The sequence below is a fragment of the Alkalibacter mobilis genome (genome assembly GCF_015594845.1).
Classification (GTDB): Bacteria; Bacillota; Clostridia; order Eubacteriales; family Alkalibacteraceae; genus Alkalibacter; species Alkalibacter mobilis.
In genome coordinates, this window is record NZ_JADNRK010000005.1 from 13,286 (window position 1) to 35,414 (window position 22,129).

A 22,129-nucleotide genomic window follows, 5' to 3' on the forward strand; every position below is an offset into this window, starting at 1 on the left:
ATTTCCCCTCCATCTTAGGTCCCGCTAATTACCTTTTAAGATTTATAAGCTCCTGGAGCATTTCATCCGATGTAGTTATAGTTCTTGAATTCGCCTGATAAGATCTGCTGGTGATTATCATTTCGGTAAATTCGTTTGCAAGATCCACGTTGGACATTTCGATGACTCCCTGTCTGATAGTACCAAATCCGTCACCGTTTGCCACACCTGTTTCAGGCTGTCCGGAGTTGTTAGAAGCTGTATAATTGTTGTTACCAGCTTTTTCAAGGCCTTCCGAGTTGTTGAATTTACTCACCGCCAACTGACCCAAAAGGTATGGGTTTCCGTCACTGTAAACACCAATTATCTGTCCGCTACCATCTATTGAAAATGTTTCAAGGCTTAGATCGTTTACCCCTACAGTTATGGTATTTGGGATGCTGAGAGGTTTCATGGAAGCTTCATCAATATCCAGGTTTGACATTTCCGGAGATGCATAAGGATCTCCGGCTGCCGGCATGTATCCAAGCACCCTGTACCCGCTGGCATTTACCAGATTTCCCTGGTAGTCCCTGTAAAACGCTCCATCTCTGGTATAATATTTCATTTCTGCATTTGTATCCTGTGACACTACAAAAAATCCGTTTCCCTCTATGGCAAAGTCCAAGTCCCTGTTAGTAGGCTGCAAAGCGCCTCCGGTCATAATAGTATCTATGGCCCCCACCTTTACACCCAAACCGATTTGCTGAGGATTGACCCCTCCAAGGCTGTTTGCTGTAGGTGATTGGGCATTTGCTATGGTTTGACTCAACATGTCCTGAAATCTCACACGACCTGATTTGAATCCTGTAGTGTTTACATTGGCGATGTTGTTTCCGATTACGTCCATTTTAGTTTGGTTGTTTCTCATGCCGCTTACTCCGGCGTATAGTGATCTTAACATTGTGTTTCCTCCTAGGTTAATTTATTAGTTCCGCATCTGTCATTCAGCGGGCAATGGCTTCCTCAAGAGGTCCGGCCATTATTTTATCTTTACAGCGCTGTCGATGTTGGTTATCGTGTCCAATTCTCCGTCTTTCATGGCTGTAATTATGGTTCGGTTTCTAATGCTTGCTATAAATGCCGCATCCTTGTACAAAAGCAGGCTTTCTTTAGCTCCTTTTTTATCAAGAGTCTCAACTGCATCGTTGATTTTAATCATGTCTTCATCATTGAGCTTTATTTGCCTCTGATCCATCCGTTGAACTGCATGAGCCGATATTTTTACAGTAGATTTTTCTTTATTCAGGCTGTCAATAAAAGCTTTCTCAAATTTATTGCTTGCTCCATCAGTTCTTCTGTTGCGTTGCTGAGTCGGAATTACTTGTCCGTTTTGAATCCTAAAGGACATCTTGTTCTTCACCTACCTCTGAAATCATCCCCATAGAATATTCCTTGCCATTTACCACAGGGTAGACTACACCTTCTCTGAATCTGATTTTCTCCACTTCACCCGTTACGGTCTCGTCAACGTCATTAACTTTTACTGTTTTTCCCACAAGAGAAAATGACAGTTGCTGATGGGTCAGAGTCGATATGTTGTCCAGACTTTCAGTTAGACCTTCCAGCTGCTCCAGTATGGTAAATTGTGCCATCTGTGTCATGTAGCTGCTTGAATCGGCTCCACTTTCGCCCATTGGATCAAGATTTTTCAATTGTGCTGTCATTATCTTTAAAAAATCCTGAACGTCCATTGAATCATTGCTTTTCAGACCTTCTTGAGGCGTCATCTGATTTCCTATTCCATAAACTTCCATTTCTTACTCCTTTCTTCAAGCCAGCAGATCGATTCCCTTAAGATATTTTGTTTCAGGTCCAATGGACCCTTCTAATGTCAAACTTGGGACTTCGTAGCTTTTAAAACTGCGCTTTGTGTTGTACCTTCCCTGTTCTTTTCTTTTTCCCTGGCTCTGATCATGACCTGCTCCGACGTTAATTTCAATTTTAGCCACATCCAGATTGTTCTCCTTGAAGTTGTGGTTTAGTTCCGACAACCGTTCAATGAAAACCTGTCTGATTTCTTTGTTCTCCACCAAAATTTTCCCGGCAAGCTTTCCGTCTTCAAGACTTAAAGTGATTTCCATTTCTCCCAATTCTTTCGGATGGAGGTTAACTTTCATTGTAGTCTTCTCACCTTCCACCATTGTTTCAAATTTCTGCGAAATTTCTCTTGATGCAATTTCAAGATTTTTTTCAAATTCCATATTGTTTGCTGGCTTCAAACGCACCGACTGATCCCTTGGATCTACGAGTTTAAGCTGTGGTTGAACATTGTCCGCCCGATCCATGATTTCTTTTTCAATTGGATCGTCCTTTTCCAATCTTTTGTGCTCATCAGATGCGTATACCGAAAGGTCGTCAAATTTGAAATCAAGAGATTGTAGATTTGCTATAGCACCATTTTCCGAATGATTTTTAATCGTATTGTCCTCTTTGGAAACATAACTTGTTTCTGGAGTTTCAATACCAAACCATTCAACTGTTTCTTTCTGCACTAATTTCGAGTCAACCTTGGAAACGGTCTCTCCATAAAAATCACGAGATTTTAAATCAGTTATATCCTTGATCTCAAAATCCGGTCTTTTCATGCACAAAAGTTCTTTAAATGCGATATCCTGATTTTCATGTAAATACATCCCCGTTTCGGGTTCATCATTTTCCATGGCCGTCCCGTCAACTTGTCCAGAAGAAAAGTCCAAAATCTGATTGCTTTTTTCGGTATTTATAGGAATAAAATCAGATGCCACCACCATCGAAAGTAGTTCTTCAACTTCTTCTTCACAACCTTTCAGCTTGCTTTTTTCGGCTGAAATCAAAGACTCAAATCCGGTTTGATCAAGATTCTTACAGCTTCCCGGATTGGATTTTAGATTGCTTTTTTCCATATTGAATTGTACACTGCCATTCACTGTTTCACCTCCTTTCAGAACCTGTTTATATTATCTGTGTTTCATCACAGTAAGGTCATCCAATTCCTTTTGCTCAGATTCTCTTATCATTTTGTCGTATTTTATTCTGTCTTTGTCTTTAAGGTTTTCCATTATTTTTCTGTCTTTTCGAGCCTCTATCAAATTTCCTCTTGCGCACTCAAGTCTGTCTGTCATTTCGTTTATCCTGTTTTCCTGGGCATTAAGTTGATTTCTCAATTTTTCTTTGTAAAGGCTGTGCATTTTCATATGTTTGATATCATGGATCTTTTTTCTGTTCTCCGTGTTATATGCCGCCTCCAAATCTTCCAACTGTTCCTTTTCTTCCAATAGTTTTAAATTGATTTTGGCATAATCCTCAACTTTAAGCTTTTCCACGTTGCTCTTATATTCAAGCACCTTCTCCATTTTAAATCGATAATTCTTCATATGACTCATCAACCTTTGCAGTTAATATTTTATTTAAAGACAGATGCCAGTTTTTGAATCGTTTCATCATATTCCCAGGGTTCGTCGAATTCCTGTTTCAAGAATGAATCTATTCCTCCCTTGAGTTCTACAGCTCTATCTATCTCAGGATTTGCACCCTTAGCATAAGCGCCAACATTGATAAGATCCTCACTGTCTTGATAACGCCCAATATTTTCTTTCAATTTGCCGGCATAGTCATAATGATCCTTGCCGACTATTTCTCTCATCAATCTGCTTACACTCTGCTGAACATCTATTGCAGGAAAGTGATTTTTGCCGGCCAGTTTTCTACTTAACACTATGTGACCGTCCAAAATCCCCCTGACTGCATCTGCAATGGGTTCATTCATGTCGTCACCTTCAACTAATACTGTGTAAAATGCGGTAATCGAACCTTGACTGGACATACCGCTTCGCTCCAACAACTTTGGAAGCACTGCAAAAACCGAAGGCGTATATCCCCTGGTAGTAGGCGGTTCTCCGATAGCAAGTCCAATTTCCCTTTGAGCCATTGCAAACCTGGTAACAGAATCCATCATAAACATGACTCTTTTTCCTTGATCTCTAAAATATTCAGCAATTGCCGTGGCAACGTATGCACCTTTCAATCTGACTAAAGGGGGCTGATCCGACGTAGCGCAAACCACCACAGATTTTTTATATCCTTCTTCGCCAAGATCCCTTTGAATAAACTCGAGAACTTCTCTGCCTCTTTCGCCTATCAAACCAATCACATTCACGTCTGCCTCTGAATATCGGCTGACCATTCCCATCAATGTGCTCTTCCCTACTCCGCTGCCTGCAAAAATACCGATCCTCTGACCTTCACCGCATGTTAGTATTCCGTCAATAGCTTTTATCCCAGTGCTCATTACTTTCTCTATTTTTTTTCTCTCAAAGGGATTTGGAGGCATCCTGTAAATGTCAGTTCTCTCTTTCAGATCCCTTTCGATCCCGTCCATAGGCTTGCCCAATCCATCCAGGGTCGTTCCTAAAAGTTCTTCACCCACTTTTATCTCAAGTGATTTCCCCGTGGGTTTGACCAAACATCCGGGCCCAATGCCTTGAATATCGCCTAATGGCATAAGCAACACGCTCTCATCATGAAATCCCACCACTTCTGCAGGAACATCTTTGTTGTCACTGATGATTATGTTGCACACTTCACCGATAAAAACCTTCAAACCGGCAGCATGTATTATCAAACCTATGACTTTTTTTACTTTACCCATCTTTACATACAAATTGTTTTTGTTTAAAATATCCGTGTAATTTTCAAAAGACAAATCCATAAGAATTGATTCTCCTCTATTCGGCTGCGAGTTCCAGAAATCTTTGAAGTTGCTTTTTTATCTGCAAATCTGTGATTTGACTCTCATTTTCGACAACTACACCGTTTTTTTCCAGCTGTTCATCTTCCAGTATCAGAATATGTGCATTTGGACACATTTTTTCGATTTCGTTCAAATGGCCCTTTATAAAATCCGTATTATTAGGGTTGCAGGTAATTATTACCGTCTGAGTCTTTCCATATTCTTGCAATACCGGCTTTGCCAGTTGCATCACGTTCTCTGCATGATGGTCTATCTTGTGGTGGATAATTTTCTCAGCTATATTGACCGAAAGTTGAATGATGCGCTTTTCATTTTCAATGAAGTAATCTTTGACTTTTTTTTCAGCTTCATCCAAAAGTTTGATGGCATTTTTTCTCATTGATTCCGTTTCGATCCGACCGTCTTCAAAGCCTCTCTGAAACCCTTCATTGTAGCCTTCGACAACACTTTCTCTTCTTGCAGCATCTTTAATTGTTTCAGCTTGAGCTCTGGCTTCTTTCAACAGCTCTTCCCTTTTGACCGAAAGTTCTTCTTCGATTTGACTTCGTATTCGATTTTCCATTTCTTTTACGAATTTATCAATGTCCTCTTCCTGATCGTCCGATTCTTCGAGATTTATCGTCTTTTTTTTAAAATCAGACAAGTCCATGGGGTGAAGTTGTTTTTCAGCATCCTTGATTCCATCGGGATTTTTAATGATCTTATACGATAATGCTATCGGAATCACCCCTTCCAATAACTATTTCTCCTGCTTCTTCGAGCCTTCTAATTATGCCCACAATTCTGTGCTGAGCCTCTTCCACAGTTGACAACCTGACCGGCCCCATAAATTCGATATCTTCGCGGATGGTCTCTGCAGCTCTCTTTGATACGTTTGAATAAACCACGGTTGATACCTCTTCAGAAGCTCCTTTGAGCGCAAGTACCAGATCTTCATTGCTGACTTCTCTAAGCACTCTCTGGATGGAGCCTTTGTCGAGAGAAACGATATCTTCAAACACAAACAGATTTGCTTTTACTATTTCTGCCAATTCGGGCTGGGATTTTTCCAAATCGCTTAGAATATTCTTCTCTGTGGTCCTATCTACCGAGTTAAGTATCTCGACCAAAGTTTTCACCCCTCCGATATTCTCAGAGTCGCTGTCGATTATATTTGAAAATTTATTCTGCAAAATAGTTTCGATTCTTTTGATAACAGCCGGAGAAGTCCTGTTGATCACTCCAATCCTTTCAGCCACCTCCGCCTGAAGTTCCGTGGGAAACATGGATAACACATCTGCGGCTTTGTCGGCCTGTATATAACACATGATCAAAGCAATGGTTTGAGGATGTTCGTTTGCCAGCATGTTTGCCAATTGATGGGTATCGGCTTTTCTAAGAATGGCAAAGGGCATTTCCCTCTGTTGAATCTGGTTTAGAACATCCAACACTTCTTTAGCCCGGGAAGTACCCAATGCCTTGGTGAGAAGGTTTCTTGCATAGTCGATTCCTCCATCCAGGATGTATTCCCTGGCAGAAGCCATGTCCATAAAATCCTGGATCACTCTTTCTCTTTCATGAGGTTCCACGTATTCGATATTTGCTATTTCGTAAGTTACCTTCTGAATCATATTGTCCGGAAGCATTCTCAAAATCTGAGATGAAACTTCGGGTCCCAACGCTATCAAAAGTATAGCCGCTCTTTTGATTCCATTTACTTTACCTTGCATTTTCAATCATCCTCAATCTTTCATCCAGGCTTTGATAAGATCGGCAGCAATTTCCGGATGTTCCTGGGCGTATTCCTTGATTTGTTTTTCCTGCTGGTTTTCCTTTACCTCAAACTTTTTAACGACTTCATCGATCAAATTTTCCGGTTCCTGCATAGGCACAGACATTTCAGCAGCAAGTTGCATTTTGTCTTCTTTTCTTCTTCTACCCAGCATCATCCTTAGCACCGATATGAATATCAGAAGACCCAGCAGCGAAAATACGCCAAACAATATGTAATCTCCATACCTGTCCATTATGGATCTGGAAGCCTCTTGGGCTTTTCTTACTTCTTCAAGTTCTTTTTCCAGTTCCAACTGATATTCCCTGTCGAAGACAACACCTTCTACATTGATCAGGTCTCCACGATTTACGTCATACCCTGTTGCAGTTGCAACCAGATTTCTGATACTGTCTCTTTGCCCCTGTGTTAAATCCCCGTCATACAATACCGAAGTCGATATCTTGACTACCTTTCCCGGAGCTTTTACTGTATTGGTTCTCGATTCTGTCAGTTCGTAATTTACCGTACCGTCAAAAGAGGACAACCCTTCATCATCAACGCCACTCAAAACATTTTGTGCGCTGTCACCTATGGGATCGTTCATTATACTGCCTTGATCCAGTTCCGAACCCACCGCACTCATTTGCTCGCTTCTGACAACAGGATTTTCATAACTTATAACTGTTTGCTCTTCTGCATCAAAGTCCAAATCGGCGTAAACGGATACCTTGATCTTCTCCGGCCCAAAAGCCGGTCCCAATAAATTCAAAATATTATTTTTTAGTTCCGACTCAAACCCGGATCTTATTTCGCTGTATTTGCTCATCATGTCTATTCCAGCATTAGTCTCGGAAGTAGAAAGTCCTGCATTTAATAAATTTCCGTACGTGTCTATTACTCTGACATTTTCTTCGGGAAGGCTGTCGACAGCACCTGAAATCAGGGCAACAATTCCGGAAACCGCCTGATCACTTAGATTTGACCCGGTTTTTACGTCCAATATGACAGAGGCTGTGGCTGATCGTTTCTCTGTATCAAAAATACTATCTTGGCTCATCACCAAATGTACACGGGCTGCTTCGATTTCAGTCAAAGACATTACCGATCTTTGAAGTTCCCCCTCAAGAGCTCTTTGGTACATGATCTTCCTGTCTTCGTCCGTCACCATCATTCCCATATCGTCGAATATTTCAAATCCCGTGGAGTTTTCGGGCATCATTCCATTCATTGCAAGATCCAGTCTATACTTGTCCACGTGCTTTTCATCGATGTAGATGTCCTTGCCACCGTTTTCGATCCTGTAGTCAATGTCTTTTCTTGCATCCAAGTCTGCAGTTATTGATGCCGCATCCTGTAGATCTAGGTTTGTAAAGAGAGGTACATACTCGACTTTCCCACTGTACCACGCATAAACCAGAATGAATGAAATCAAGGATACAATGGCTAAAATCAAAGCATTTTTCTTTTTTTTGTCGATGTTATCCCATCCACCCCTGATTTTCAGGGTCAATTCCTTTAATTTTTCCATCAGCAAGCTCCTTACTTCCACAAAAATTTCATATCTGGCATAATTTTGATTTTTACTGTATTTAATCAATGCAATTTTCCCAATCTAAAACTGCTTATTCATGAAACTCTTTTTTCATACTGTGTAATACCTATAAGAGTTGGTATGTTAAGAAGCAGTCTGTTAGTTGATTTGTTCAATTTATAGTTTGCCATCCTGGATGCACTTTATAGTAAAAAGAAATCTCTCTTTGATCCAAATTTATAGCTGCATGTTGTTCAATTCTTTGTACGCTTCCACAACTTTGTTTCTGATTTGTACGGCCAGCTCCATGCTCAATCTGGCTTCTTCAGCAGTGATCATCACCTGATGAAGATCTTCCGTGTTGCCAGCTGCAAAATCCGCAATCATATCATCTGATCGTGTCTGAACGCTGTTCAGCTTCCCTATCTGTTCTGAAATCAAACTTTCAAAAGATCCAGCAGGCTGTCCTAAGGATTCCAATTCTTCCGGTTTTATTTCAATGCTTTGATTGACCAGATTCTTATATCTACTCAAAATATTATTGTATTCGCTATTTATTCCGTTCATAAATTACACCTAACCTTTTGATATTTCTACTGCTTTATTCAGCATGGCCTTGCTGGCTTTTAGGGCGGTTGCATTTGCCTCGTAAGATCTTTGGGCTTCGATCAACCCAACCATTTCATCCAGTAGATTTACATTAGGCATTGTCACATAGCCTTCATCATCTGCATCGGGGTGATTAGGATCGTAGACAAGCCTCATGTTGTCAGGATCTTCCAAGATGCCTGTTACCTTTACGCCCATAGTCACTTCTTCCTGTCTTTTTGTATATTTATTATATTGATCCTTGACCATTTCCTGAAAAGCAACTTCTTTCCTTTGGTAAGGTCCACCTTCTTCCGTTCTGGTGGTGTTAACATTTGCAATATTGGATGATATTGTATCCAGCTTCAGTCTTTCCAAAGTAAGTCCTGAAGCGTTGATTTTCATTGAATTGAAAACTGACATGGTTTCACTCCTTCAATAAAGTAAATTGACCTTACGATCGTTTTTATTTATTAAATATTTTAATACTTAGTTAAACAATAGTTATGGTTGGTTATTATTCAAAAAAATAATATTTATACATTAACGATTGATCACATAGCTCATATTGCTTAATTTTCTATTCAGTTGTTCGATCAATGCCGAATAGTAAATCTCGTTGGCTGCCAAATCAACCATTTCCCTGTCGATATCTACATTGTTGCCATTTTCGTTCATACTATGCTCCTCAGATTTCACCACTTTTGGAGAGACAGAGGAAATATCTGTGCCACCAAGGTGATTTTCGTGAGTTTTTTTCATGGAAACGCCAGCATTCCCGATAGCTTTTCTTAATTCGCTTTCAAACTCGACTTTACCGGCTTTAAAACCGGGTGTATTAACATTGGCAATGTTGGATGATATGGATTTTTGTCTAATTGATGCTGCATCCAAACCTTTTTTTATTATGTCGTAACTGAAATCGGCCATATTGTCGCCCCCAAATTTTTGTTCTTAAATTTACTTAAATTTTATTTTTTTAAGAATTAAGAAATAATTTCCAATCACATTTTATAATTCTATAGCTAAATTTTAAAAAAATCAACAGAATATAAGTAAAAAGTTTGTTAATCAAACATTTTTTATGGGTATATAAAATTAATTTGTAAGTTTTGCCAACAAAGTTTACATATATTGTATTATATGTAATTTTCTTAAAAATAAAAAAATCCAGAAATTCAATATAATGTAATTAATGCAACATTATATTGAATTTCCAGATATGTTGTTCTATCTAAAATCCTTATCTACAAATATGGATATGCTCTCTTTTTTTACGTAACTGCTGGTAATACTTTTTATTTTCGAAAATTGATTCATTGAATTCAGGGTATCGGCTTTTGACTTTTTCAGTGAAAACATCAATTTATCATTGTTGCTTTTAAGTATCTTCGCCAGCTCCAAGACTTTTTTGAACATTTGAATGTATTCAATGTGGTCTCTGAAAATTTCATCATCAAACGAAGCATCAATTACTTCAAGTTCTCTAAACAGGCATTTATTTTTTTCTATTGCTGCTATGCATTCTTCGGGTGAATCCAGATCTACTTTTGTGTTATTGATTGCCTCGGAAAATAAAATCTGTTTTCTCATTAGTACTTCGTAATAATTTTCAGAATTCATATTCTGCTCCACACTTGGCTTAATTCCTCCAAAAAACTTATGACTTCATCCAATACCGATTTGTCCTTGTCAATATTTGCTCTGACAGTTCGTTCGTACATGTATCGGTACAATGACATCAGGTTTTCAGCAATTTCACCACCGTGATCAAAATTTATGGTACTCATCAATTCCGCCAAAATGTCTTGAGCTTTTATTATCAAACTATTTGTTTTCTCAATGTCGCCTTCGTTGATTGCCATTTTTGCCAGTTTAAGATTCTTAGCCGCTCCGTCATACAACATTATTACCAGTTTTTTCTTTGACGCCGTCATTACTTCATTACTTTTATATGCATTGCCGGCATTGGCATATGCATTATTGGTTGCATACATTACAAATCCCCCTTACTTGTTGTTTCCAACTGAAGCCGTCAAACTCGATATCTGACTTGTCAGCCAACTCATTTGAGATTCGGCCTCCATCATTGCCGTGTCAAGCTTGCTGAACATGTTTATATAATATTGCTCTTTCCTTTCCATTCTCAAGTTGAAATCATCAACCTGCTTGCTTATTTCCCTTATCGATCTGTCGTAAGTATCAGTCTTTCCCTTTATGATCCCTGTGGTGGAAACAAATCCATCCAAATAGCTGTTTATTCTTGGAACGAAACCTGTTTCATCCCCCAAAGCATCCGATGCGAAAAAAAAGTTTTGCACCATTTCAGGATTTAAATCCGTCATCTCATTGAGTTTACTCTGGTCAAACTGCAATTGACCGTATTTGTCAATAGTTGTTATACCGAGTTGGGATAAATCCGAAATATCAGTTTCCAAATTGGTGATCTTTGAAGTTACCATGTTTCTAAGGGTCGATTGCAGTCTCATCAACGTGGCATCTCCCGCCAAATCTCCCCGGCTATTTTCCACTCCAACTTCGCCGGCATCCAGTTTGTCTGAAATGAATTGGATAGTGGAATTATACTGTTTTACAAATTCATCCAGAGCTGAAGTCAACTTAGTTTTATCCTGGCTTACAGTCACCGTATCGAAATCACCCGTCTGATGCTCTTTTGTCAGATTTATGGTTGTATATGCTACCACGTCCTTGATGGAATTGGTGGTTCTTTCAATATCCACTCCGTTGATATTGAACTTCGAGTTTTTGCCTTCAACGACCGACTTGCTTACTCCCAATCCAAGGGCATCAAGTGTGATTCCGTCATTATCTGTCAAATCAAGTGCAATACTGCCGGTTTCGTTGTTTTCCAGAATCAGTCTGTTGTCGATTATCGTTGCTTTTACCCCTGAGTCTGAAGACAGGTTATTTATCTTTTCGGCTATGGACTGAACAGTGTCAGCGACATCGACCTGAATCTCAGTGCTGCCATTGATATAAAAGCTGCCGCTTACACCCAAAGCCTTGTTGCTGTCACCATCGGCAAGCGCAATTTCTCCGCCTATGACCGAGGTGTTTGTGGCCAGCTGACTTACAGCAATTTTATAAACACCTTCAGGTGTATTTTTGCTGACTGTCATATCCGCCGATTCTCCTAAAACAGTTGCGGTCTTGCTTGTATAAGTGTCAGAGTCTTGCAATACCTTGATCTTGTCAAACAGATTGCTCAATCTGGTTCTGACATCGTTCCAGGCATTTTTTTGATTTTCCATATTTACTTTTTTATCAGAGAGTTGAACCAACGGTCTTTTTTCTATGGCCATCAATTGATCTATGGTTGTTTGGTCTATCCCTGAATATGAACCCATGAAATTTATTGTAGACATAGAATCATCCCCTTTCATCCACCAATATTCCGACAAGTTCCCAGATGCTGGCTACCAAATCCAAAATCTTTTCGGGCGGCATTTCCTTTATGACTTCGTCTGTCTTCGTATCTACAAGGTTTATCATCACACGACCTGTTCCTTCGTGAATTTCAAATTTGAAGTGAGTGCTTTGCTGTTCAAACAATAATTTATTCGTTGATTCCACGACACCTTCAAGTTCTTTTATGGTGTAGTCGTTCTTTTTTTCAACAGGTTGAAAATCCCTTAAATCGAGCGGTTCTTCTTTTGGCTTTCTACTTGAGTTGTTTTCCAGGGTACGACCTTCAACTTTTATGAGTGGCTTGGGATTTTCATTGCCGCTTCTTGAAATCTGTATCAACGTGATCACATCCTTATTTATTTGAAATTTTACTATTTGCTCACCATTTGCATTTACTAAAGGCCTGTAAGAAGATCTTTCGACAAGCTCAGGAAGACGACATTTGTAATCGAATGAAGTTTCACGCCAAGCTTGAGTGGGTCCTTCCCCCGGTAAAATACCTTTACAATAGTAATATCGGATGATAATTTAAATTTTTAATAGTATCTAAATAAATTCAGACATATTTTTCATATGTTTTCTCCAATAAAAAAACGCCGATGATCAGCGTTTGGCCTTTGTCAGTATGTTGAAACTATCTAAAGATATGCTTGCAGCTTCTTCGTTTTCTTTCTTAATTTCCTCATACACTTCTTTTCTAAAAATCGAAATGTTCTTTGGAGCTTCAATACCGATTTTGATTTTTCCGTCTCCGGCTTCAAGAATTACTATTTCGATTTTGTCATCTATTATGATGCTCTCATTGATTTTTCTGTTTAGTATCAACACCGGTATCAACCTCCTTTTTTTCGAACAAAGGGTGCTTGGTGCTATATAAAACATCATTGAGAACTTGTTGTTTACCCAGTTTTGAAACTGTATTCATAACAATGGGCGCCAGCAAGTTTATTGTGCTCTTATAAAAGTCCCCTGCCAATGTGACTATTCCCACAACAGCCAGCTGCTCTTTTTCCCTAATTTCGATTTTCAACAACTCTTCGTCGGGAATTTCTATTTCGTAATCCTTGTAGAATACCCAAGGTTCCGCTACGATAAAACTTACATAATCTTTATCTATATCCTGCAACACTTTGAATTCTTCATTACCTGGAATATTCAACAATGCAAACTTCCTGCTGTCCTCAAAACCCAGAATTCCATCGGGAAAAGTAATAACATGTTTATCGTTTATATCGACTTCGCCCAAAAATTTTGTTTTAATTTTCATAAGATCCTCCTACCTTATGTAATCCAGCAGACTTGGCTGGAGTATCTTTGCTCCCGCAGAAAGAGATGCTTGATACACTGTTGACATGACGCTGTACTCCATCATTTTTTCCGCTATATCTATATCTTCGCTTTTAGACAAAAGTTCTGTCATGTTTAAATTCTCTGCATCATTTCTTTCCAATGCAGCTTCCAGACGATTATAAGCGGCACCCATTTTTGATCTAAATCTTATCACATTGTCTATATGTGCATCCATATCACCCAATAATTCACCGGACAATTTTCCCAGGTCACCGCTTTCAAGGGCTTCCGCAACATTTTTGATCAAGTTTCCCAAGTCTTGATTTTCAGCAGTAGAAGTTCCAGAAGTCTGGGTTATTCTGCTGCCATCACTAATTATAGTGATCCCTACCTTGGGAGCAATTTCCCGGGCAATATTATTATTGTCTCCTGCATAAATCATTTTGCCGTCAACATCGATGGAAAACGGCGGTTCCGTGGTCATCTGACCTCCAAAGATATATCTGCCGTCAAAATTTGTATTGAGCAACTGTGTCAGTTGTTCGTTGAGCATATTTACTTCATCCATCAAAGCTGACCTGTCCGTGTCGGACAAAGTTCCATTGGCTCCGTATACAATAAGATCTCTGGCTCTGAGCAATGTGGCTGAAACTTCACTCAAAGAACCGTCCGCAGTCTTCGTCCACCCCAAAGAATCTTCGATATTTTTCTTGAATTGTTCATTTTCCCTAACAGAATTGTCCAAATTCATAACTCTTGAAACCAACATTGGATTATCAGATGGTCTGCTTACCTCTTTTCCCGAAGAAAGTTGATTCTGATACTTTTGCATTTGTTTTAAATTTCTGGACAGATTCCTAAGATAATTTCCAGTTAAGGTATTGTTTGTTATTCTCATGATTGCCTCCCTACACACCGGTCCTGTTGATTAAAGTATCGAGCATTTCCGAAATCGTACTTATGACTCTTGAATTAGCCTCAAAGCTTCTTTGGAATTTTATCAGATTTGTAACTTCCTCGTCGATGGACACACCAGATACTGATTCTCTTCTATTGTTCAATTGGGCCATAAGTGCTTCCTGATTGTCCACCATATTGGCTGCATGTTCAGTAGATATACCGACTTTAATGACCACATCTCTAAAACTGCCTTCCACAGTCACTCCACCCGGTACATCAGAAATCTTCATGGTTTCCGCATCATAAGATATCGTGGATAAGTCATTAAAATCGATCTTAGTATTTCTTAAATTAGCGATCGCCAAAGCTCTTGAACCGTCACCTGCAGGTGATGTTGCAGATTTTCCAGTAGCCACCAGCTCTTCATTGTCCAAGATATCTTGATTCACTTTTAGATTCAAAGCACCTGTGGATCCTGAAAAAACATAGAAATCTTTTCCCGAACCGTCCGGGTTATGAACCTTGTTGAACACAGTTGCCGTTCCCTGGGCAAATAGATCAAGTTCATTCATTCTGTCGTCAATTTCGTTTAGTGCATGAATATTTCCGCTGATTTCACCCGAATTCATATTAGCAACTTGGATCGAATCATTGTCCAAATCATAAAAAACCGTGCTTCCTTCTCTAAAATTTTGCGCCTCCATAGAAGTTATTGTCAATGATTTCATATTTGTAGTATCTCCGCCTACGGCAATTAAAACTGTTGCATTGCCGCCATCGTACGATATATCGCTTATCGAACTCAGCTTCAAGTTTACGGGTGCTTCTGTCAATGACTGGCCATCAACTTCTATTGAAACTCTACCCCATTTGTCAAAGGTTTCGGTAAACCCTGTCAAATCAGAAAGATCTTTCATCAACAAATCTCTCGTATCCAGCAAGTCATTCGGGCTGTGCCCCTTGACACTTACGTTGAATATCTGTTCATTGACTGTATTTATCTGGGTAATCAGTGAGTTTACGTCGTAAACATTTTTACTTATATTTGAAACCGTATCTTCTTTCAAATCTTCGATTTGCATCGCCATATGATTCAAAGTATCGGCAAAAGTTTTTGATTTCTCTGCGACTATGCTTTTTGCGTTCAGACTTTCCGGATTCTTGCTCAATTCCTGCCAGGAATTGAACATTTCTCCCATAGCAAAATTCAATCCGGTATCTGAAGGCTCGTTAAATACCATTTCTATCTGGCTCATAACATCATTTTTTGCCATATATTCGTTGAGTGTACTGTTTTCATTTCTAATTTGATAATCGACAAATTCATCTACCATCCTAAAGACGCCTTCAAGCTTAACGCCAGTACCCAGTTGTCCTACACCGGCATAGTCAAAGGCCAAATCAGCCTTCATGTCCACTCTTTGTCTGGAAAACCCCTCTGTATTTGCATTTGATATATTATGGCTCGTGGTGTGCAATGCAGTTTGTTGTGCATTCAAACCTTTAACCGATGTATTAAATGTATTAAATAAACCTGCCATCTTATCCCGCCTTTAAACTGATTGATCCAGTATTGATACATCTCTTTGGTTGTTCAGATAACCCTTAGATGAGTATGTGTTGAATTTTGAAGTATTATTTTTGGACAACGCTTTAAATATTTCTTCCTGGTAACTCAAAGCTTGAAATGTCAGCATTTGATTAGTCTCCTGGCAAGAGTCGATTTGAGCAACCAATTTTCTCATTTCGTCAGTAGGCTCGAATTCCAGATTTTGAAATTTCTCAAGATGATCCATCAGAATATTTTTTCTTTCCACGATTGAAACCAAGGTCAATGCATCGTTTTTTATCAGAATCTGTTTTTCTTCTCTTAATATTTTAAGCAACTCCTGCAATATTTCCACCAGATCTTTTATTCTGCTCATTTTTTGTCCAGCCTCTCAGAATCGATCTTCTCCAAAATTTTATCCGCTATTTTTTCTGAATTTGCCAGATAAGCGCCCTCTTGTATGGATCTTCGTATGGATTCCACTTTTTCAGAAAAGTTAGCATCTTCAGACTCATTGATTTTTTTAACAAGATCCTTTGCCTGGGAAGAAATTTCAACAGTGGATTTTGCAGTTGTAGGCCCCTCCACATGACCTTTCTTTCTTTCGTCATTAGTTTTATAGAGATTGTTAACGTAATTACTGTGAAATTTGTCTATTTTCATGGAATTCACCTCATTTTATTATCCTTTATTAATATTATCGTAGGTTTATTGTTTTTGTTAATACTTCAAATCAAAAATACCGGTATAATTTAGCATTTTATAAAAAAGATGCTGATAAAATCAACATCTTTCAAGACGGATATTTATTTAAGTCCTTTAACTCTCTGCTCTCTGCTTAGGATTTGAGTGATCCTGATGCCAAAATTCTCATTTATCACCACAACTTCACCATGGGCGATCAGTTTTCCGTTAACGTATACTTCTAAAGGTTCATCAGCCAACTTGTTCAACTCAACTACGGATCCTGTACCCAAAGCCAAGATATCCTGAATGGTTTTTTTAGTCTTGCCCAAAACCACACTGAACTCCAAGGGTACATCCATGATCAAATCAAGATTCCTGTTTTGATTTGACTCGGAGGTGTCTTCAAGGTTTGCAAAGACAGGCTTTTCTATTTGCAAACCAGGTTGAATTGGAATCTCATTAACCGTTTTGCTTTCGCCCTGCATCTCCGCTTCCCTTATTGAGTCAACTGCAGCAGTTTGTTTCGTATCTACCGAGGCGGCAGAGTCGTTGCGCTCTGAAGAAACATCTCCCATCATTATGTCAACGATCTCCTTGACCGTATCCAAGGTGTACAGCTGCATTATATCGCTTTCTATCAAACCCTCCACCGATAGATGGAAAGATATTTTACAAATGTAATCTTCCTTGATGAACTTCTTGTAATCGACAGTCTCTTTCTTGTCCCAAACGCTTACATCAGGTGGAAGAATGTCGATGTTCTTTCCGAGCATCTGAGCCATCGAAGTTGATGCGGATCCTATCATCTGATTCATAGCCTCGGCAACCGCACTAAGCTCCAATTCTGTCAATTCCGAATTGGCATTCGATCCATCTCCTCCCATCATCAAATCCGCAATTATTGCCGAATCCCTTACGTTCATCATTAAAAGGTTGTTTCCGATAAGACCTTCCTTGAATTCGATCCTGGAGACGACTTTTGGGATCTCACAATCGTCGATGATCTCTTCAAATGGTATATAACTTACCCTGGGGGTCGTAATGGAAACCCTGTGATTGATAATAGAGGATAGGGTGGTTGCAGCAGTAGACATGGTTATGTTGCCGACTTCTCCAATTACGTCTTTGTCAGAATCCTTGAGTCCGGTTTCGTCTGCAGCGTTTCTCTTTTTCAACAAGGCATCCACTTCAGCCTGCGACAAAAAATTTTCTTTCATATTTCAACATCCTCTTCCACATATTGTAAAACCTGTACTGCCAGTTTATCCTTGTGAAGCCCCGGCTGCACCAGGTAATGCACTTTATCTTCTACGTACATTTTCATTGGTTTGTCGGTTCTCATATCCAACTGAACTATATCTCCAGGCTCCAAGTGAAGAAAATCGTCAACGGTCAATATGGTTTTACCCATTTCAACCGTAAGATTCACTTCCGTACTCACCAGTCTTTCACTGATTTGTTCTTTGTATTTGCTGTCATCATAGGTTTTACCCATGTCAAACCAGCTTCTGATACTCAGCTTGTCAGTAATATTTTCAAATGAAACGTATGGAATGCATATGTTTATAAAGCTTTTTTGACCAAAAATCTCAACTCCAAAACTTATTAAAACAACCGGTTCGTTAGGCGACATGGTTTGAACCAACTGAGGATTGGTGTCCAGACTGTCCAAAACAGGATCCAACTCCAAAATTTCATTCCAGGCTGATTTAAAACCCTTTAGAATGTTGACCACAATGTCTTCGATTATTCCCAGTTCTATATCAGTGAATTTATCCTTCTTAAAGCCCTTTTTTTCTTTGGATTCAGCACCGCCGCACAATAGTTCTATAACTTGTATGGCAAACTGAGGATTGATTTCCAGTATCTGATTCCCACTTAAAGGCGCCGAATGAAATATTCCCATGATCGTGGGATTTGGTATGGAATGAACAAATTCGTCAAAGCTTATTTGTTCAACCGCCCCCAAGGTAAGGTTGATATTGGTCCGAACCTGGTTGGACAAAACATTCGAAGATATTTTCGCAAAGTTCTCAAATATCATATAAAGCGTATTTATATATTCTTTCGACAGCTTTATGGGCCTTCTGAAATCGTAGGCTCTGACCTTGTTCTTTTCCTCTTCTTCCTTGATCTCCTCAGGATTTATCTCTCCTGTATTAAGAGCATTCAACAAAGAGTCTATTTCTTGTTGCGACAGTACCTGTTTCAATTTATCCCCTCATTTTACTGAATTATAAGGTCCAAATCGATGTAGTTGACCAATTGACCGTCGATTTGTATTATTCCGGTCACACCATTCATGGTATCGACTGACACCTTTTCAATTTCTTCCTCTTCGATTTTCAGAACTTCTTTCACCTCATTGACCATTATACCTATTTTTTCTTCCTGCCCGTTGGTGATTATTATGTTATTATAACACTGATCATCTTCCTGTTGCAAAAGCTTGGACAAATTTACCAGAGAAACCACGTTCCCTCTGAGATTTATAAGACCTTGTATCCACGCCGGCGCATTAGGCACGAATGTAGAATCGATCATTTTGCTTATTTCTTCAACTTTTTCAGAGTTAACCGCGTAGTATTTCTCCCCTAGTGTGAATACTATTATCTGCATTTTTTCACCTCTCTACTTACTTGCTTTTCCGAGAGAATCCAGTACCCTGTCGGTCTCGAATGGTTTAACTATGAAATCTACAGCTCCGGATTGTATGGCTTCCATGACCATAGCCTGTTGACCCATTGCACTGCACATAATCACCTTGGCTCCTGGATCGATTTGTTTGATTCCTTTTAGTGCCGCTATACCGTCCATTTCCGGCATGGTTATATCCATTGTCACTATCTCAGGTTTGTCAGTTTTATACTTTTCAATTGCCTCCGCTCCATTTTGAGCCTCGGCCACCACCTCATATCCATTTTTCTCCAAAATATCCTTCAACTTCATCCTCATGAAAATCGCATCATCCACTATCATTACTCTTTTTGCCATTATAGTTTCTCCCTTCAGATTAAACTCCTATTAATTTAAATAAATTACTCAATACTCCGGGTCTCGGTATGAAATACAAAGCCGAATCCACTTTTTCTCCTTCGTATAAGAATTCATTTTTGATTATCATGACATTTTCGTCAAATTGTTCACTTTCCATGTACGCACTACTTAAAATGGCCCCAAACATGTCGACCGCCAGTGCAGGTACTGAAGATACCAAATTTATATCCAACATTTTTGAAATTGCATTCAGATAAGAAGTGACTACAATATTCACCAACTCGCTAAGGGCCGAATATTCTATTTCCTCGTTCAATTCCATTCCTTGGGGCAGCATCATTTCAACCAACCGCTCTGCATTTTCGCTGGTGCAGACAAAGAGGAAATTTCCGTTGCCTGCACCGATCATTCTTAGACTTACTGCAACTACCATCTCGTCTTCAGGCATAATATTTCGAAAGACTTCGGTGTAGTTCAAAATATCTATTGTGGGAACGGTCATGTTTATAAATTTGTTCACCAACTGAGATATTGATGTTGCGGCATTTCCTCCACCAACATTTGCCAGTTCTTTCAAAACATCCAGTTGAATAGGAGAGTATTCGTTTTTATTCAAAATTCTCCCCCTTTCCGCTGCAGAGATTCCCAACATCTAAAATCAGAGTTATGTCTCCATTGCCCAAAATTGTCGCCCCCAAATACTCTTTCATGTTACCGAGGCTTCCACTGAGCTTTTTGATTACTATCTCCTGCTGACCTATCAGGTCATCCACCAAAAGACCGTAATGTTTCCCGCCGATCATGACAAGTATTATATGCTGGTTCTCTTCCCGGGATTCAATTCCCAATTTTTCGTTGACCCTGACCACAGGAATGACTTTTTCCCTGTATACATAAACTTCTTCATTATGTGATTCTTTGATATCCCCCGGTTTTGCATTCACCACTTTTTCAATTATTCCCAGAGGAAGTGCAAATGTCTCCGTCCCCACATGCACCATGAGAGCTTGGATGATCGAAAGGGTCAAAGGCAATTTGATTACAAATTGAGTACCTTTGTCCACTTCACTCATGACTTCGATGCTTCCGCCCAAAGAAGAAATTTTTTGGCGAACCACATCCATCCCCACACCTCTTCCGGAAATATTCGTGACTTCCTGATTTGTAGAAAATCCTTGATTGAAAATCAATTGTATTAATTCATTTTTATCCAGATCTTCTGCCGGGATACCTTTTTTTACCGCACTCTCCCTGATCGTTTCCGGATTTAATCCTTTTCCATCGTCACTGACTTTAATTACGACCTTGTTGCCTTCTTGATAAGCCTCAAGACGTATGGTTCCCTTTGGTTCTTTTCCTTTGGCAACACGTTCGGCGATCGACTCTATCCCATGGTCTGCCGCATTTCTCATCAAATGCACCAAAGGCTCTCCCAACTCCGAAACTACAGTTCGATCAAGCTCAGTCTCTTCTCCCTTGATAATCAAATCAATTTCCTTATTCAACTCCTGGGAAAGATCCCTTATCATGCGAGGAAATCTGTTGAAAACCACATTAACCGGTTGCATCCTGATCTTCAAAACCAAGTCCTGAAGATCGGACGTTATTCGGGCCACCTGCTCCAACGGCTCATCGATCTCAGTTGATTTTTGTTTGGAGCTTAGTTCTTCCAGCCTTGTTCTGTAAATCACAAGTTCTGAAACAAGATTCATGAAATTGTCCAACCTACTTAGATCCACCCTGATGGATTGAGTTGCCGTTGGGATCGTTGTTGCTTTTTCTTCAGATCTCAAATTCTGATTTTTCTTTTGATCCAAAATTTCTTTGCTGTTTTTGTTCGCATTGTTTCCATCTTCTGCAACTTCAGCATCCTCTGTCATTATGTAATGATCAGGAAGAGCTTCTTCGGTAATTTCATCTATCGACACTTCTTCTACCTCAGAAACATTTTCTATCATTTCCCGAACATTCTCTTTTGTCTCTTTAGTAAGAAAAATCATTTTGAAAACCCTGTCAAAATTCCCCTCTTCCAGATCTTCCACCCCGGGATTTGTCTGCAGAATATCCCCTTGAGCTTCAAGCTTGTTTACGACCAGATATGCTCTGGCACCTTTTAGCATGCAATTTTCCACTACCTTTACTGCTATGGAAAAAGCGTTATATCCTTTTTCCAACGCTGATCGTATTATGTCTGCATCCATATCGCTGATTTCATCACTTTTTCCCAACGCTGGTTTTGAATCAACCTCATCTTTGGCAGCCATTTTCGGATCGGCCAGTGCATCCAATTCATACAACAAGCTTTTAATATCATAATCAGGATAGTGCTCGGAACGGAGATCTTCTACTATTTCAGACAGCTTGTCCAAACATTTGAATATCACAGTCACCGTGTTGCTGGTTACTTTCACCTTGCCGCTTCTAAACAATTCCAATACGTTTTCCATGCTATGTGTCAGTTCCGCCATTGTGGTATAGCCCATGGTTGCGGCCATTCCTTTCAAAGTGTGCGCTGATCTGAAGATTTCGTCTATTATTCCAGGACTGTCGGTATCTTTTTCAAGTTGAAGCAAATTATCATTCAAGCTTTGTAAATATTCGTCAGTCTCTTCAAAAAACAAATCCCTGTACTTTTGTATATCGTCCATAATAATG

28 protein-coding genes are annotated in these 22,129 nt (G+C 39.4%); all 28 read right to left on the bottom strand.

Translation table 11 applies throughout. The features are described from left to right. Nucleotides 1-28: 28 nt before the first annotated feature. Nucleotides 29-922: a flagellar hook-basal body complex protein gene (locus IWB18_RS04110; RefSeq protein WP_195682339.1), complete on the bottom strand. Its 894-nt coding sequence runs from the start codon at nt 920-922 to the stop codon at nt 29-31. 78 nt (nt 923-1,000) lie between these two features. Further along, nucleotides 1,001-1,369, bottom strand: coding sequence for a TIGR02530 family flagellar biosynthesis protein (locus IWB18_RS04115; RefSeq protein WP_195682340.1), 369 nt, complete (start codon nt 1,367-1,369; stop codon nt 1,001-1,003). Further along, nucleotides 1,359-1,775: a flagellar hook assembly protein FlgD gene (locus tag IWB18_RS04120; protein WP_195682341.1), complete on the bottom strand. Its 417-nt coding sequence runs from the start codon at nt 1,773-1,775 to the stop codon at nt 1,359-1,361. The genes IWB18_RS04115 and IWB18_RS04120 overlap by 11 nt, the downstream gene beginning before the upstream one ends. Nucleotides 1,776-1,790: 15 nt before the next feature. After that, the gene (locus IWB18_RS12690) at nt 1,791-2,927 is read right to left on the bottom strand and encodes a flagellar hook-length control protein FliK (RefSeq protein WP_195682342.1); all 1,137 of its coding nucleotides are present in this window, start codon (nt 2,925-2,927) and stop codon (nt 1,791-1,793) included. A gap of 30 nt (nt 2,928-2,957) precedes the next feature. Next, complete coding sequence (gene fliJ, locus IWB18_RS04130; protein ID WP_195682343.1) at nt 2,958-3,374, bottom strand: flagellar export protein FliJ; 417 nt, start codon at nt 3,372-3,374, stop codon at nt 2,958-2,960. Between the two features lie 29 nt (nt 3,375-3,403). Further along, nucleotides 3,404-4,708, bottom strand: coding sequence for a flagellar protein export ATPase FliI (gene fliI / locus IWB18_RS04135; RefSeq protein WP_195682344.1), 1,305 nt, complete (start codon nt 4,706-4,708; stop codon nt 3,404-3,406). Nucleotides 4,709-4,724: 16 nt separating this feature from the next. Continuing rightward, complete coding sequence (locus tag IWB18_RS04140) at nt 4,725-5,477, bottom strand: FliH/SctL family protein (RefSeq protein ID WP_332310661.1); 753 nt, start codon at nt 5,475-5,477, stop codon at nt 4,725-4,727. Next, nucleotides 5,452-6,459, bottom strand: coding sequence for a flagellar motor switch protein FliG (fliG, locus tag IWB18_RS04145; protein ID WP_195682346.1), 1,008 nt, complete (start codon nt 6,457-6,459; stop codon nt 5,452-5,454). The genes IWB18_RS04140 and fliG overlap by 26 nt, the downstream gene beginning before the upstream one ends. 12 nt (nt 6,460-6,471) lie before the next feature. Beyond that, the gene (gene fliF / locus IWB18_RS04150; protein WP_195682347.1) at nt 6,472-8,031 is read right to left on the bottom strand and encodes a flagellar basal-body MS-ring/collar protein FliF; all 1,560 of its coding nucleotides are present in this window, start codon (nt 8,029-8,031) and stop codon (nt 6,472-6,474) included. 240 nt (nt 8,032-8,271) lie between these two features. Further along, nucleotides 8,272-8,601: a flagellar hook-basal body complex protein FliE gene (fliE, locus tag IWB18_RS04155; protein WP_195682348.1), complete on the bottom strand. Its 330-nt coding sequence runs from the start codon at nt 8,599-8,601 to the stop codon at nt 8,272-8,274. Nucleotides 8,602-8,610: 9 nt separating this feature from the next. Then, a complete protein-coding gene (gene flgC / locus IWB18_RS04160) occupies nt 8,611-9,045 on the bottom strand; it encodes a flagellar basal body rod protein FlgC (protein WP_195682349.1) in 435 nt (144 codons plus the stop codon). Between the two features lie 120 nt (nt 9,046-9,165). After that, nucleotides 9,166-9,552, bottom strand: a complete 387-nt coding sequence (gene flgB, locus IWB18_RS04165) for a flagellar basal body rod protein FlgB (RefSeq protein WP_195682350.1) — start codon at nt 9,550-9,552, stop codon at nt 9,166-9,168. Between the two features lie 300 nt (nt 9,553-9,852). Then, on the bottom strand, nt 9,853-10,245 hold the full coding sequence (locus tag IWB18_RS04170; protein WP_195682351.1) for a hypothetical protein: 393 nt from the start codon (nt 10,243-10,245) through the stop codon (nt 9,853-9,855). Beyond that, nucleotides 10,242-10,619, bottom strand: coding sequence for a flagellar export chaperone FliS (fliS, locus tag IWB18_RS04175; RefSeq protein ID WP_195682352.1), 378 nt, complete (start codon nt 10,617-10,619; stop codon nt 10,242-10,244). The genes IWB18_RS04170 and fliS overlap by 4 nt, the downstream gene beginning before the upstream one ends. A 12-nt stretch (nt 10,620-10,631) precedes the next feature. Next, nucleotides 10,632-12,008 (bottom strand): flagellar filament capping protein FliD, encoded by a 1,377-nt coding sequence (gene fliD / locus IWB18_RS04180; protein WP_195682353.1) that lies wholly within the window; start codon nt 12,006-12,008, stop codon nt 10,632-10,634. 4 nt (nt 12,009-12,012) lie between these two features. Beyond that, entirely contained in the window at nt 12,013-12,390 is a 378-nt protein-coding gene (locus IWB18_RS04185) for a flagellar protein FlaG (protein ID WP_207740743.1), read from the bottom strand. Nucleotides 12,391-12,654: 264 nt separating this feature from the next. Next, nucleotides 12,655-12,879, bottom strand: coding sequence for a carbon storage regulator CsrA (gene csrA / locus IWB18_RS04190; RefSeq protein ID WP_195682354.1), 225 nt, complete (start codon nt 12,877-12,879; stop codon nt 12,655-12,657). After that, nucleotides 12,851-13,318, bottom strand: coding sequence for a flagellar assembly protein FliW (fliW, locus tag IWB18_RS04195; protein WP_195682355.1), 468 nt, complete (start codon nt 13,316-13,318; stop codon nt 12,851-12,853). Before fliW ends, csrA begins: the two co-directional genes overlap by 29 nt. A gap of 9 nt (nt 13,319-13,327) precedes the next feature. Then, a complete protein-coding gene (gene flgL / locus IWB18_RS04200) occupies nt 13,328-14,239 on the bottom strand; it encodes a flagellar hook-associated protein FlgL (protein ID WP_195682356.1) in 912 nt (303 codons plus the stop codon). Nucleotides 14,240-14,249: 10 nt separating this feature from the next. Further along, nucleotides 14,250-15,782: a flagellar hook-associated protein FlgK gene (gene flgK, locus IWB18_RS04205; RefSeq protein WP_195682357.1), complete on the bottom strand. Its 1,533-nt coding sequence runs from the start codon at nt 15,780-15,782 to the stop codon at nt 14,250-14,252. A gap of 12 nt (nt 15,783-15,794) precedes the next feature. After that, entirely contained in the window at nt 15,795-16,166 is a 372-nt protein-coding gene (locus IWB18_RS04210) for a flagellar export chaperone FlgN (RefSeq protein ID WP_195682358.1), read from the bottom strand. Continuing rightward, on the bottom strand, nt 16,163-16,453 hold the full coding sequence (flgM, locus tag IWB18_RS04215; protein WP_195682359.1) for a flagellar biosynthesis anti-sigma factor FlgM: 291 nt from the start codon (nt 16,451-16,453) through the stop codon (nt 16,163-16,165). Before flgM ends, IWB18_RS04210 begins: the two co-directional genes overlap by 4 nt. A gap of 143 nt (nt 16,454-16,596) precedes the next feature. After that, the gene (fliY, locus tag IWB18_RS04220; protein WP_195682360.1) at nt 16,597-17,694 is read right to left on the bottom strand and encodes a flagellar motor switch phosphatase FliY; all 1,098 of its coding nucleotides are present in this window, start codon (nt 17,692-17,694) and stop codon (nt 16,597-16,599) included. After that, entirely contained in the window at nt 17,691-18,689 is a 999-nt protein-coding gene (fliM, locus tag IWB18_RS04225) for a flagellar motor switch protein FliM (protein ID WP_195682361.1), read from the bottom strand. The genes fliY and fliM overlap by 4 nt, the downstream gene beginning before the upstream one ends. 14 nt (nt 18,690-18,703) lie before the next feature. Further along, a complete protein-coding gene (locus IWB18_RS04230; RefSeq protein ID WP_195682362.1) occupies nt 18,704-19,096 on the bottom strand; it encodes a chemotaxis protein CheW in 393 nt (130 codons plus the stop codon). A 12-nt stretch (nt 19,097-19,108) separates the two neighbouring features. Then, nucleotides 19,109-19,471, bottom strand: coding sequence for a response regulator (locus tag IWB18_RS04235; protein WP_195682363.1), 363 nt, complete (start codon nt 19,469-19,471; stop codon nt 19,109-19,111). Nucleotides 19,472-19,490: 19 nt separating this feature from the next. Next, nucleotides 19,491-20,090, bottom strand: a complete 600-nt coding sequence (locus IWB18_RS04240; RefSeq protein ID WP_207740745.1) for a chemotaxis protein CheC — start codon at nt 20,088-20,090, stop codon at nt 19,491-19,493. After that, entirely contained in the window at nt 20,083-22,122 is a 2,040-nt protein-coding gene (locus IWB18_RS04245; protein ID WP_195682365.1) for a chemotaxis protein CheA, read from the bottom strand. Before IWB18_RS04245 ends, IWB18_RS04240 begins: the two co-directional genes overlap by 8 nt. Nucleotides 22,123-22,129: the final 7 nt, after the last annotated feature.

Coding starts and splice junctions, on each gene's coding strand:
- IWB18_RS04110 (WP_195682339.1), bottom strand. CDS start 922: ATGTTAAGATCACTATACGCCGGAGTAAGCGGCATGAGAAACAACCAA.
- IWB18_RS04115 (WP_195682340.1), bottom strand. CDS start 1,369: ATGTCCTTTAGGATTCAAAACGGACAAGTAATTCCGACTCAGCAACGC.
- IWB18_RS04120 (WP_195682341.1), bottom strand. CDS start 1,775: ATGGAAGTTTATGGAATAGGAAATCAGATGACGCCTCAAGAAGGTCTG.
- fliJ (WP_195682343.1), bottom strand. CDS start 3,374: ATGAAGAATTATCGATTTAAAATGGAGAAGGTGCTTGAATATAAGAGC.
- fliI (WP_195682344.1), bottom strand. CDS start 4,708: ATGGATTTGTCTTTTGAAAATTACACGGATATTTTAAACAAAAACAAT.
- fliG (WP_195682346.1), bottom strand. CDS start 6,459: ATGCAAGGTAAAGTAAATGGAATCAAAAGAGCGGCTATACTTTTGATA.
- fliF (WP_195682347.1), bottom strand. CDS start 8,031: ATGGAAAAATTAAAGGAATTGACCCTGAAAATCAGGGGTGGATGGGAT.
- fliE (WP_195682348.1), bottom strand. CDS start 8,601: ATGAACGGAATAAATAGCGAATACAATAATATTTTGAGTAGATATAAG.
- flgC (WP_195682349.1), bottom strand. CDS start 9,045: ATGTCAGTTTTCAATTCAATGAAAATCAACGCTTCAGGACTTACTTTG.
- flgB (WP_195682350.1), bottom strand. CDS start 9,552: ATGGCCGATTTCAGTTACGACATAATAAAAAAAGGTTTGGATGCAGCA.
- IWB18_RS04170 (WP_195682351.1), bottom strand. CDS start 10,245: ATGAATTCTGAAAATTATTACGAAGTACTAATGAGAAAACAGATTTTA.
- fliS (WP_195682352.1), bottom strand. CDS start 10,619: ATGTATGCAACCAATAATGCATATGCCAATGCCGGCAATGCATATAAA.
- fliD (WP_195682353.1), bottom strand. CDS start 12,008: ATGTCTACAATAAATTTCATGGGTTCATATTCAGGGATAGACCAAACA.
- fliW (WP_195682355.1), bottom strand. CDS start 13,318: ATGAAAATTAAAACAAAATTTTTGGGCGAAGTCGATATAAACGATAAA.
- flgL (WP_195682356.1), bottom strand. CDS start 14,239: ATGAGAATAACAAACAATACCTTAACTGGAAATTATCTTAGGAATCTG.
- flgK (WP_195682357.1), bottom strand. CDS start 15,782: ATGGCAGGTTTATTTAATACATTTAATACATCGGTTAAAGGTTTGAAT.
- IWB18_RS04210 (WP_195682358.1), bottom strand. CDS start 16,166: ATGAGCAGAATAAAAGATCTGGTGGAAATATTGCAGGAGTTGCTTAAA.
- flgM (WP_195682359.1), bottom strand. CDS start 16,453: ATGAAAATAGACAAATTTCACAGTAATTACGTTAACAATCTCTATAAA.
- fliY (WP_195682360.1), bottom strand. CDS start 17,694: ATGAAAGAAAATTTTTTGTCGCAGGCTGAAGTGGATGCCTTGTTGAAA.
- IWB18_RS04230 (WP_195682362.1), bottom strand. CDS start 19,096: ATGCAGATAATAGTATTCACACTAGGGGAGAAATACTACGCGGTTAAC.
- IWB18_RS04235 (WP_195682363.1), bottom strand. CDS start 19,471: ATGGCAAAAAGAGTAATGATAGTGGATGATGCGATTTTCATGAGGATG.
- IWB18_RS04245 (WP_195682365.1), bottom strand. CDS start 22,122: ATGGACGATATACAAAAGTACAGGGATTTGTTTTTTGAAGAGACTGAC.